The sequence below is a fragment of the Actinobacillus minor NM305 genome, assembly GCF_000175195.1.
GTDB lineage: Bacteria > Pseudomonadota > Gammaproteobacteria > Enterobacterales > Pasteurellaceae > Haemophilus_A > Haemophilus_A minor.
Genome location: NZ_ACQL01000149.1, coordinates 1 through 2,528 on the forward strand (window position 1 = coordinate 1; position 2,528 = coordinate 2,528).

At 38.9% G+C, this 2,528-nt stretch carries 2 protein-coding genes; both read left to right on the forward strand.

Features of this window, described 5'->3' with window-relative positions; translation table 11 throughout:
• Positions 1-318 precede the first annotated feature (318 nt).
• Positions 319-2,238 (forward strand): tetracycline resistance ribosomal protection protein Tet(O), encoded by a 1,920-nt coding sequence (gene tet(O) / locus AM305_RS10395; RefSeq protein WP_005825846.1) that lies wholly within the window; start codon positions 319-321, stop codon positions 2,236-2,238.
• 161 nt (positions 2,239-2,399) lie between these two features.
• Complete coding sequence (locus tag AM305_RS12980; protein ID WP_005825847.1) at positions 2,400-2,513, forward strand: plasmid mobilization protein; 114 nt, start codon at positions 2,400-2,402, stop codon at positions 2,511-2,513.
• Positions 2,514-2,528: the final 15 nt, after the last annotated feature.

A 2,528-nucleotide genomic window follows, 5' to 3' on the forward strand; every position in this document is an offset into this window, starting at 1 on the left:
ATAGCACAAGGAAGATTTTATCACATAAGGAATATAATTAGATTCAGTATTATACAAGGAGTTAATAAATATGCGGCAAGGTATTCTTAAATAAACTGTCAATTTGATAGTGGGAACAAAAAGTAGCAGTCCCGTTTCACTTTTAATATGGGGCTTAGTTTTTTGTACCCAGTTTAAGAATACTTTTATCATGTAATTTTATATGCCCGAAAACATATAAGTGTTTTGGGGCTATTGGAGTTATTTACCCAGTGATAGGAGTATTTATCACTGGGTATTTTTATGCCCTTTTTTGGGTGTTGATAGGAGGAAAATCACATGAAAATAATTAACTTAGGCATTCTGGCTCACGTTGACGCAGGAAAGACAACATTAACGGAAAGTTTATTGTATACCAGTGGTGCAATTGCAGAACTAGGGAGCGTAGATGAAGGCACAACAAGGACAGATACAATGAATTTGGAGCGTCAAAGGGGAATCACTATCCAGACAGCAGTGACATCTTTTCAGTGGGAGGATGTAAAAGTCAACATTATAGATACGCCAGGCCATATGGATTTTTTGGCGGAAGTATACCGTTCTTTATCCGTATTAGACGGAGCAGTATTATTAGTTTCTGCAAAGGATGGCATACAGGCACAGACCCGTATACTGTTTCATGCACTACAGATAATGAAGATTCCGACAATTTTTTTCATCAATAAAATTGACCAAGAGGGGATTGATTTGCCAATGGTATATCGGGAAATGAAAGCAAAGCTTTCTTCGGAAATTATAGTGAAGCAAAAGGTTGGGCAGCATCCCCATATAAATGTAACGGACAATGACGATATGGAACAGTGGGATGCGGTAATTATGGGAAACGATGAACTATTAGAGAAATATATGTCAGGGAAACCGTTTAAAATGTCAGAACTGGAACAGGAAGAAAACAGGAGATTCCAAAACGGAACGTTATTTCCCGTTTATCACGGAAGCGCTAAAAACAATCTGGGGATTCGGCAGCTTATAGAAGTAATTGCCAGTAAATTTTATTCATCAACGCCTGAAGGTCAATCTGAACTATGCGGGCAGGTTTTTAAGATTGAATATTCAGAGAAAAGGCGGCGTTTTGTTTATGTGCGTATATATAGCGGAACATTGCATTTGAGGGATGTTATTAGAATATCTGAAAAAGAGAAAATAAAAATCACAGAGATGCGTGTTCCGACAAACGGTGAATTATATTCATCCGATACAGCCTGCTCTGGTGATATTGTAATTTTACCAAATGATGTTTTGCAGCTAAACAGTATTTTGGGGAACGAAATACTGTTGCCGCAGAGAAAATTTATTGAAAATCCTCTCCCTATGCTCCAAGCAACGATTGCAGTAAAGAAATCTGAACAGCGGGAAATATTGCTTGGGGCACTTACAGAAATTTCAGATGGCGACCCTCTTTTAAAATATTATGTGGATACTACAACGCATGAGATTATACTTTCTTTTTTGGGGAATGTGCAGATGGAAGTCATTTGTGCCATCCTTGAGGAAAAATATCATGTGGAGGCAGAAATAAAAGAGCCTACTGTTATATATATGGAAAGACCGCTTAGAAAAGCAGAATATACCATCCACATAGAAGTCCCGCCAAATCCTTTCTGGGCTTCTGTCGGGTTGTCCATAGAGCCGCTCCCTATTGGAAGCGGAGTGCAGTATGAAAGCAGAGTTTCACTTGGATATTTAAATCAATCGTTCCAAAATGCGGTTATGGAGGGGGTTCTTTATGGCTGCGAGCAGGGGCTGTATGGATGGAAAGTGACAGACTGTAAAATCTGTTTTGAATATGGATTGTATTATAGTCCTGTAAGTACCCCCGCAGACTTTCGGCTGCTTTCCCCTATCGTATTGGAGCAGGCTTTAAAAAAAGCAGGGACAGAACTATTAGAGCCATATCTCCACTTTGAAATTTATGCACCGCAGGAATATCTCTCACGGGCGTATCATGATGCTCCAAGGTATTGTGCAGATATTGTAAGTACTCAGATAAAGAATGACGAGGTCATTCTGAAAGGAGAAATCCCTGCTAGATGTATTCAAGAATACAGGAACGATTTAACTTATTTCACAAATGGGCAGGGAGTCTGCTTGACAGAGTTAAAAGGATACCAGCCAGCTATTGGTAAATTTATTTGCCAACCCCGCCGCCCGAATAGCCGTATAGATAAGGTTCGGCATATGTTCCACAAGTTAGCTTAACAGCTTGCAAAAGTCATATAAAATGAGATTTGAAAGGATTAGAGACTAATTATGATGAAATGCGAATGGATATAGTCCTCTAAAGGAGTTACTAATGAGTGTGCACATTAGTGGAGAGGTTTTCACGAAAGAAATTAAATTTGCGTTGGAGGAATTGCTCAATGAATAGGACAAGACCGAAGCAGATAGTTATAAGGGTTTCAGAGGAAGAACTTGAAGCTATTAAGAAAAAGGTGGAGCAGTCTGGAAAGAGCCAACAGCAGTACAGATTTTAATAAAATACACCTTAA

What these genes read in the sequence shown, in the direction of transcription:
- AM305_RS12980 (WP_005825847.1), top strand. Translation starts at nt 2,400, where the DNA reads ATGAATAGGACAAGACCGAAGCAGATAGTTATAAGGGTTTCAGAGGAA.